The following is an 8,004-nucleotide window of genomic DNA, read 5'->3' as shown; positions in this document are numbered from 1 at the left end:
CACTAATTACGCTAATTTTTAACTAATAAATCAAATACTGATTCGCATTAATAATGATAGTGTATTTACTATATAGAAAACAAGCAAAAGAAAAAATACACAGACAACAAGATGAATTAAACCGGATAAAAACAGATTTAACCTATGTTTCATTAGAATTGGAAGAGAAAAAAAAGTTATTAGACACATTTAAAGAAAAAGATGACAACTATAATAAAATAGAGAAAGAAATAGCTCTTTTAACTAGCAATTATAAGGAACTACAACATAAGTCTCTAGAAAATTCACCAACATTTAAAGAGTTGGTACGGTTAGCCAAACAAAATAAGCCAAGAAATGATAAGCCATTAATAACAGATAAGCAATGGGAACTCATTGCAGATGAAATAACATATATCTATCCAAATTTATCTAAATACTTATATAGTCTATGTCCCAACTTACCAGAACAAGACTTTTTGTATTGTTGTTTATGTATGTGCGGATTTGATACTAACACAGAAGCAAAGTTGCTAAATATTGCAAGTGATTCAGTAAGAAAGAAACGGTTTAGACTTAGAGAAAAACTGAACATTGCATTGCTGAATGACAATACTACATTATATGAGTACTTGATTGAGAATATGCACTAATACCTTCATTTTAGTAGGAAATAAACTACAGTTTAAGAAGTTGTCCACGCAAAATTGCATAAACCATTGATTATCAACAGCCTTTTGTCCACGCCGAAAAACATCTTTTGCTTGTGCACCCCTTCATTTCTCTATAACTTTGCAGAAAACAATTAAAAATATGAGAAAGCTAAGTATTGTACTATTATTAATTGGCATTTCATTTATAACGATAGAAGCCAATACTCTATCAGAGCATAGAGCTAAGCGTTTAGTTATCAAAAGATGGCATCAGCACAGAGGAGTACCAGTTCCTATTCCTATAGAAGCTATTCTCTACGAAAATACTATTGAAGTTCGTTTTTTAGAAAACGTAGACAAACAAGTCATCTTCCAAGTAAAAGATCAGCAAGGAAACATCATGTTCCAAGGTGTGATAATCCCCCCTAATGGGCAAGAGACTTATAAAATTAATTTAACAGGCTACAAAACCGGTCATTATGAGCTTCTTTATATAGAAGAAGACATGACTTTAGTTGGAGAGTTTGAAATTGAACACTCAATGCCATAAAAGTAACAAACATACAATCATTACGCAACTTAATAATTAAAAATATGAAAAAACATTTCTATTTTTTATGTGCAATAGCCAGCCTATTCACCATCCATTCGTGTACGAATGATGTTTCAGAAGATTTTATCTCTCAAAAGAAAGTCAAACTAACACAAGATGAAGTCTTTAGCATCTCCTATGATGAAACAAAAGATTTGGAAGAGAAAACTCTTTTCAACATGGTAAGTGCCTTTGCTAATCTGCAAAACGGAACAACGACAAGAAGCAATGCAACTTCCTTTAAGATTGTAAAAGAGAGTTTTATTAATAAAGAGGGAGAATTCAAAGAACAAGAGCAAGCAACAAGAGCCATTAACAATGACGATATCACATCGAAAATTTGCGAAATCGAATTTAGTAATGGCTCTTCTATCGGTCGTGCTATAGTTTCAGCGAATGCAAATTTTCCTGCCATCATTGCCTTCATTCCTAAATGTAGTAGTGAAAAAATGATGGAGCAAACAGGAGCTAGTAAACTATTACATGCTTCAAAAGCAAGCTATCTCTATAATACAATAAAGATGAAAGAAGCTGTAGACTCTTTACGACTTCCAACACTTGAAAAGATTAGTAAAGAACTGGAAATACCTATAAATGAGGTTTCTTATGAGGCAGTCAAAAACTATATAACTATTACTGATGCAGAACCTACAACCAGATCAACTGCTGTACAAATAGGAGATATAGAAATGCAAATCTATCATGACAAATCTATATTCCCTCTAGTAAAAACAAATTGGGGACAAGAGGATCCTTATAATGGATGGTTCTCTAATATAGATAGAGATGGTTTACGAGACTGGGTAAGAACACAAGATGGAGGAAAGAATTTCACATCAGTTCCTGCCGGATGTGTGAATATTGCTATGGCGCAGATGATGACATATACTCACTGTAGAAAACTTCCTCAAGTAAAATTTCCAATTCCTAAAGGACAGTATGAGATGGAAACTGGTATGACTTTCATTCCTAATTGGGATCAAATGACAAAGACTCCTAAATTAGATGACCCAGGTGCAGGTGGTCTAATCGATGCCCAGCGCCTCATTCTAGACCTCTATATCGAAAACAAAACCACATCTAAAAAAGACTGGGATAATGCGGTTACCGCGAGTGAAGTTTCAGAGCAGAATATGTTAAATACAATGAACAAATATTTTAAATACCAAGCCAAGGCAGCTTTTAATGGCGACATGGCGTGGGCAGCATTACGAGACAAACATTTGGTTCTAATGCTAACTTCTGATCATGCCTTCATCATATCCGGTATACTGGTTACAGAAAAAGCTATTTCAACACGCCAATTAGTGAAGACAAACGATGTTTACTGGCACGCCAATTTTGGATGGGCAGACGAATGTACAGGATTTTACCAATTAGACAGTAATGCTAATACAGATTTCGAAGCCAATAGCATTCATCAATGGGATTATCAAATGAATTACTTAAATAATATTTATGCCAAATAGACTCAATATGCCAAATAATAAATATTTAATATATATCCTTATTGTTCCATTTCTTTTTTTATCGTGTACAGACAACAGCATCGGCAATGAGTTTAATGATAGAAATACAGAAAACAACAAGATTGTTTTAACACCAGAAGAATTCGCCAGTATTGCATACGATCATCCACAGGAGTTGACTCCAAAAGAAATTAGCAATATAGCTGTCAATTTCCAAAATAATATAGAAGTGGGAAAAGACATTGCTACGCGAAACTTGGAAACAGCAAAAATATCTATAAAGAAGAAGTATTACATTACCGAAAAAAACAATATTATTGAGAATATTACAGATACCCGTTCTACAATATCCGAAGAACGTACTGTCCCAATATTTGAGGTTGAATTATCCAATAGCAAGGGAAATAAAAGTCTGGCAGTCATCTGTGGAGACGAAAGAGTGCCGGAAGTCCTTTTCTATATAGATAATTATACTCCGCCCTCCGAAATTGATATGGAGGCACGCTATTTATTGGAACTTTCTAAAAGAAATATCCTTTTAGATATCCAGCAAATAGAATATTTGAAATTTACAAAAAGAGATTCTACTCTCCACAAAATAGCCCAACAATTAAACATCCCGCAGAAAAAAGTTTCCTATTCAGACTTTAAAGATCGAATTATAACAACGGATGAAATATCAACTAGAAATAATAATCCTGGAAATCAATCTGGAGGCGTAAACAGACCTCAATCTAATGTAGTAGGTTTTGTCAATCCTTTATCCAAGGTATCATGGACTCAAAATGATCCATACAACTACGGCAGGCCTATAATGATGATCTACGACGGATATGGAGGTGAGCGTGAAGGACATCTTGCTGTAGGATGTGCCAATGTAGCAATCGGAATATTGTTCAGCATAGTGAAACCAGACATGTATTTAGCAAATAGTCAAAAGGTTGACTGGGATTATGCAACATCAGTCGAATTCATCAAATTTACCCAAGGATATCCAGAAGCTAGTTCACCTGAAGATCTGGTAAATATGATTACAGGATTATTTGCACAGATTGCCACAGCAACAGATTCACACCCCTCTTATGAAGAAAAGGACTTATTAGATGTCAATACAGGAAAAACATATAAGAAATCAGTAATCACTCAAACAGAAACTCCGACAATCAATACCATAAATTATTTGAAGAGTATGGTTAATTTCTACGGGGATCAAAATAACAAGTTTAATGGCAATCTAGCAAAACAATCTTTATTTGAAAGAAAACCTGTTTTTCTTTGTGGTCCCGGACATATTGTGGACGACAATGGCAAGATTATAGGTAATGGGGGAGGACACGCATGGCTTATCGATGGAGTTGTTATTACGAAGCGTCAACGCCGAGCCGGATATGACCATTACTGGTCAGTAAATATGGGATGGGGGAAAAGATCTAGAGTTTACTTTAGAACAAGCAATGACCTGCAGGATTGCGATGTTGTATTTCCAGACGACGATAATAATATTGCATATTACACGCAAGAAATGACTATGCTATATAATATAACTAGAAAATAACCGGACTATGAGAATCAGTAGACTTTTACTAATTGTATTATTACTGGCATCTTCGTATGGTTGCTCTGAAGAGGAGCCATACGAAGTTGAAAAGAAATCAATTTCTATATGGGAAGGAGACACAAGGCATGCCATCATAGAAACAGACTTAACAGAGCACAACTATAAGTTAGAATCAGAAAATCAAGAAATTGCAACAGCAACTCTTGACGAAATGGGCGTATGCATCGCTACATACAAAAGTGGGAGCACCATGATACGACTTATTGATGCTGACAATAATAAGGTAGCATGTGAAATCTCCGTATATGTCAAATACTTCAACAGTCCGGAAATTGTCAATTGGGGAATTCCATTAAAAGGTAACCCTGATTATCCGGGAGTAATAATAAAAGCTGTAGATCTAAGAATCCCCCCAGAAATAGAAGTTGAGTTACGAGAAAAAGAGAAACCATTCATTGGTGCTACTTATACATTCAATCAGGAAACCAAGAAGTTCACAATGGAAACTGATTCGGGAATATTCAAAGAAGGTACATACGAATGGAACATTACCTCTTTAACCCTAATGTATGATAATAAAACAGAGAAATTCGGTTTTAAATTTGCCACAGGAATGTCATACGGATATATCCTACAGAGTGATAAAACAGTAGAATATCAGCAACGGTATCCTGATGCCGGTATCACAGAAGTAAAAGTTAATTATATTTGGAAGGATAATGGAATAATTCAATTAGGAGGGCTTACATTTTGATTGATAAAAAAGTAGATAGACAAGTGAAACTGTTATTTCTGATATTCTGTATATTTACAATTAGCTGCTCAAACGAAGACAAACTAAATTGTGAATCCATTGAATTAAGTAGCAACTCCATACATATTTTAGCAGGAGAAAAAAGAATTGTATATATATTGTCTGATTTAGAAAAATTCCAAATGGGGCTTGGATTACAGTCTGAAAATCCTCGAATAGCAACAGTTGAACCTCAAAATGATAGTAAGGCAATCCTAATCACAGGAAACAGTGTAGGAAACACTTCCATATATCTGCGTGACTTAAGAAATCCTGATAATTTTGCAAAGATTGAAGTTATTTCCGACTACCTTTCCGGAAAGTTCATAGAAAAAGGAGATTCCTCTAGCACTTGGATAAATGGTGGTGACCTGCACATTCGAGAAATAATAGAGAGCGAATTAAAAGAAATTGCCAAGAACCGAACGGGAATACTATACTCTTTTGATAAAGATACTAAAGCTGTGGAAATTGATTATTCTTCATCCGACTATGACAATAATAAAAAGGCCGGAACCTACGAGTGGGATAAAGACAGCCTTACCTTAAACTTTAACAACAACATATCTAAACACGGATTCGCCGTAGTAAACGACCATGCAATTATCATTGTATTAGACTTTACTGAAAAGTATAAATCAAAATATCCGAATGCATCTGTAAGAGGTGCAAAAATCCAATGTTTTCTATCAGCAATCGAATAATTAAGTAAACAAAAACATTATGAGAAAAAACATATTTATATGTATCATTTTTGCTGTATCAATTTCAGCATGTACAGAGGAACTAGACAAAGAGATTAATATAGAAGCTAATAGTAGTCTTTATAACTTGTCAGAAAGTGAAGCACTTACAATTGCCGAAACATTTCACAAATCTGTAACATCCGAACCACGAACTAGAAATAATAATACTGCATTTGGTATAAAAAGTACATATAGGCTACACGCTTCTGAAAAAACAAGAGCTTTATCAAGTGAAGAACTCCCCTTAATTTATGAAGTAGAGATAAATAACGGTCCGGAGAATGGAAGAATTATTGTTTCCGGAGATAAAAGATTCCAAGAAGTACTCGCATATATGCCTTCATTCAATGATTCGCTTTATCAAGTCTCTTTAGGCCCGAATGTTATGATGCAAATGGCGAAGAATACTTTGTTGGATAAAATCCAAGACTATAAGAACAAATTGTCTACACGTTCTTACCCTGTTGACCCTATACCAGGAGAAGTAAGTGTGATGATTGTGCCTTTCTGTAGCACCCAATGGTCACAAAGTGCACCACACAATCGTTTATTACCCAAAGCATGGGTACAATATGCTGAAGGAGTCGGAAGTAGACCGGGATCGGCATGGTATGATAACTATTATACAGGAGAAGCCGTTATCAGCATTGCTCAAGCAATGGCATACCTACAACCATATATAAGCATTAACGGAGTGTATATTAATTGGGAAACATTAATTATGGAGAGAAACGACACAGTACCCGAATGGTGGGAGTTAGCAGGAATTTTATCCAAATACATATATGACACTATTGGAACATATCCAGTATGGGGCAAAGCCTATGATGACAAATGGCCACAATCTTCTATTGTAAATGCTGTTGTTGCCATGGAAACTCCAACAGATAAAATATCTGCAGCCTTGAATTCTTCTCAATGTGGGCTGGTTTGTGATAAAGATCAGAGTTGGAATTTAGATATAGTAAAAACGTCGTTACTTTCTCTATATCCTGTTTTAGTAGGAGATCGAAATAGACTTGCTTTTCTTGTAGACGGTTATGCTATCAATGAAGAGAATTCAACCTATCTTCATTGCAACTTTAGCAAGAATACAAATTTTGATGGATATTTCTTAGTTAATAATGACGGAGGAATTACATTTGAACTTAATGGATTAAAATATAAAGATGTAAATCTTGGGATAATCGCCAACATAAGAAACAAATAGATAAAAACAACATACGCAAATACAGATTACTCTTTCATCGTTTATCATGGAATCTATATCCAAGCCCCAGCATCAGATTGTTGGGGTCTTTAAACTTGCTCAACTGATACCCCACGTGTAGAAACAAATGTCAGGTGATGTAAGTCTTGAGAGCCAGAATTTGGTAGAACCCTTTCATATCATCACCGCTGTATATCAGGTTCCGACCGAAGAGATAGATAGTCCCATGGCAAATTGCTTACGGAAAGGAGGACGATGAAACTTCAAATCGCCCGAATAATACTCGCCCACTCTATACTCAACACCAAGAACAACTTGAAGAACCATATATAGAAATAATGAAAGTATACGTCCGCAAAAGTAGCTCAGGAGAGAAATTATATGATATTGTACCTGCGCTAAGCACAAGACAAGGAGATAAGCTCATTTTCTCAAATTCAAGTGCAGCAAGTCAATCCGATGCAGAATTAAAAGCGAACAGTGTTGCCACAACCTTTACCGAAAAAAGTAATACTATAAAAAATGAAAAGAGCAAATATTATAAACTAGCTATCAAAGCTAATCCGAATAAAGTAATAAATCCTATCCTACAAACCACATTATCATTTTCAATAAACGATGTAGATGAGGTTGGAATGTATAAGTTTAAAAATGCAAATACCAATATTTGGTATATCTACAACCCGACATCGTTATATTGTTTTGCATACTACGACGATGACTATATTCTTGATGCATACGGAATCTTAGATTGGGTAAACAGTATACCTGTAAAATCAGTTTCAATGACGACTTTATATCAACGATATAGAATATTCGGTTTGTAATGAAGAGTATTAATAGATATTCACCAATAAAAAAGCCAGCCCTTTTAAGGGGAGGTAAAATACGTATCATTTATTAATTCAAATTATCCGCTTATGAAAAAATTATTGTTACCTTTGACCATTCTGCTGTTTTTCGGATTAGTCGTATCATCATGTTCTACAATCGATGTACTTCAG

At 34.8% G+C, this 8,004-nt stretch carries 7 protein-coding genes and 2 pseudogenes; 8 read left to right on the top strand and 1 reads right to left on the bottom strand.

Going from position 1 to position 8,004, the window contains the following annotated elements; all coding sequences use genetic code 11:
* Nucleotides 1-47 precede the first annotated feature (47 nt).
* The 7 genes and pseudogenes from ACT8YW_RS20715 to ACT8YW_RS20685 all read left to right on the top strand — a co-directional run.
* Nucleotides 48-632: pseudogene (locus ACT8YW_RS20715) on the top strand (tetratricopeptide repeat protein); the annotation flags it as partial.
* Between the two features lie 160 nt (nucleotides 633-792).
* A complete protein-coding gene (locus ACT8YW_RS20710) occupies nucleotides 793-1,182 on the top strand; it encodes a DUF3244 domain-containing protein (RefSeq protein ID WP_004298217.1) in 390 nt (129 codons plus the stop codon).
* A gap of 44 nt (nucleotides 1,183-1,226) precedes the next feature.
* On the top strand, nucleotides 1,227-2,693 hold the full coding sequence (locus tag ACT8YW_RS20705) for a C10 family peptidase (RefSeq protein WP_444106999.1): 1,467 nt from the start codon (nucleotides 1,227-1,229) through the stop codon (nucleotides 2,691-2,693).
* Between the two features lie 7 nt (nucleotides 2,694-2,700).
* Nucleotides 2,701-4,248: a C10 family peptidase gene (locus ACT8YW_RS20700; RefSeq protein WP_444106998.1), complete on the top strand. Its 1,548-nt coding sequence runs from the start codon at nucleotides 2,701-2,703 to the stop codon at nucleotides 4,246-4,248.
* A 7-nt stretch (nucleotides 4,249-4,255) separates the two neighbouring features.
* A complete protein-coding gene (locus ACT8YW_RS20695) occupies nucleotides 4,256-5,005 on the top strand; it encodes a hypothetical protein (RefSeq protein ID WP_151934085.1) in 750 nt (249 codons plus the stop codon).
* Nucleotides 5,002-5,748 carry a hypothetical protein gene (locus tag ACT8YW_RS20690; RefSeq protein WP_444106997.1) on the top strand — a complete coding sequence of 249 codons (747 nt, stop codon included), beginning with the start codon at nucleotides 5,002-5,004 and terminating at the stop codon, nucleotides 5,746-5,748. Before ACT8YW_RS20695 ends, ACT8YW_RS20690 begins: the two co-directional genes overlap by 4 nt.
* A gap of 19 nt (nucleotides 5,749-5,767) precedes the next feature.
* On the top strand, nucleotides 5,768-7,000 hold the full coding sequence (locus ACT8YW_RS20685) for a Spi family protease inhibitor (RefSeq protein WP_444106996.1): 1,233 nt from the start codon (nucleotides 5,768-5,770) through the stop codon (nucleotides 6,998-7,000).
* A gap of 34 nt (nucleotides 7,001-7,034) precedes the next feature.
* On the opposite strand, the pseudogene ACT8YW_RS20680 reads toward ACT8YW_RS20685, so the two are convergent.
* A pseudogene (locus ACT8YW_RS20680) lies at nucleotides 7,035-7,300 on the bottom strand (acyloxyacyl hydrolase); the annotation flags it as partial.
* Nucleotides 7,301-7,338: 38 nt separating this feature from the next.
* Here ACT8YW_RS20680 and ACT8YW_RS20675 point away from each other — a divergent pair.
* Entirely contained in the window at nucleotides 7,339-7,827 is a 489-nt protein-coding gene (locus tag ACT8YW_RS20675; RefSeq protein WP_444106995.1) for a hypothetical protein, read from the top strand.
* The last annotated feature ends 177 nt before the right edge of the window (nucleotides 7,828-8,004 follow it).

The sequence above is a fragment of the Bacteroides sp. genome (genome assembly GCF_052357945.1).
GTDB lineage: Bacteria > Bacteroidota > Bacteroidia > Bacteroidales > Bacteroidaceae > Bacteroides.
The sequence above is the reverse complement of the archived record's forward strand: the minus strand, read 5'-3'. Positions and strand labels throughout refer to the sequence as shown.

Excerpts from the sequence above, each read along its gene's own strand:
- ACT8YW_RS20710 (WP_004298217.1), top strand. The coding sequence starts at position 793 with ATGAGAAAGCTAAGTATTGTACTATTATTAATTGGCATTTCATTTATA.
- ACT8YW_RS20705 (WP_444106999.1), top strand. The coding sequence starts at position 1,227 with ATGAAAAAACATTTCTATTTTTTATGTGCAATAGCCAGCCTATTCACC.
- ACT8YW_RS20700 (WP_444106998.1), top strand. The coding sequence starts at position 2,701 with ATGCCAAATAATAAATATTTAATATATATCCTTATTGTTCCATTTCTT.
- ACT8YW_RS20695 (WP_151934085.1), top strand. The coding sequence starts at position 4,256 with ATGAGAATCAGTAGACTTTTACTAATTGTATTATTACTGGCATCTTCG.
- ACT8YW_RS20685 (WP_444106996.1), top strand. The coding sequence starts at position 5,768 with ATGAGAAAAAACATATTTATATGTATCATTTTTGCTGTATCAATTTCA.
- ACT8YW_RS20675 (WP_444106995.1), top strand. The coding sequence starts at position 7,339 with ATGAAAGTATACGTCCGCAAAAGTAGCTCAGGAGAGAAATTATATGAT.